1 protein-coding gene is annotated in these 440 nt (G+C 65.9%); it reads left to right on the top strand.

Annotated elements, in window-relative coordinates; all coding sequences use genetic code 11:
• A partial coding sequence (locus tag D180_RS02050) for a transposase (protein WP_017911474.1) occupies positions 1 to 440 on the top strand: 440 nt, incomplete at both ends.

Below are 440 nucleotides of genomic sequence, written 5' to 3'. Positions count from 1 at the left end.
CAGATGCTGCAGATGGAGCGCAACCGGCTGGATGTCGCTCCGGCCCAGGTGAAGGACTCGATCCAGGTCCATCTGGCCGATCTGCAACACCACATCGCCCAGATCGAGCAGGCCATCGATGACCATATCGACCAGGATCCGACCTTGCGTGGGCAGCGCGAGCTGCTGGTGAGCATCCAGGGGATTGCCGATACCAGCGCGGCCTTGATGCTGGCCGAGCTTGGCGATGTGAGGCGCTTCGCCGATGCCTCGGCGGTGACCGCCTTCGCGGGCCTGAATCCGTGCCTGCAGGAGTCGGGCGAGCGCAAAGGCCACGTCTGCATCTCGCGCACCGGCTCGCCCCGCTTGCGCGCGGGCCTGTTCATGCCGGCCCTGGTGGCCATGACCCACAACCCGATCATCCGGGCGCTGAAACAGCGGCTGAGCGAACGTGGCAAAAC

The organism is Xanthomonas sp. SHU 166 (assembly GCF_000364685.1).
Classification (GTDB): domain Bacteria; phylum Pseudomonadota; class Gammaproteobacteria; order Xanthomonadales; family Xanthomonadaceae; genus Xanthomonas_A; species Xanthomonas_A sontii.
Note: the sequence above shows the minus strand (reverse complement) of the source record. Positions and strands in the feature narration are given on the sequence as shown.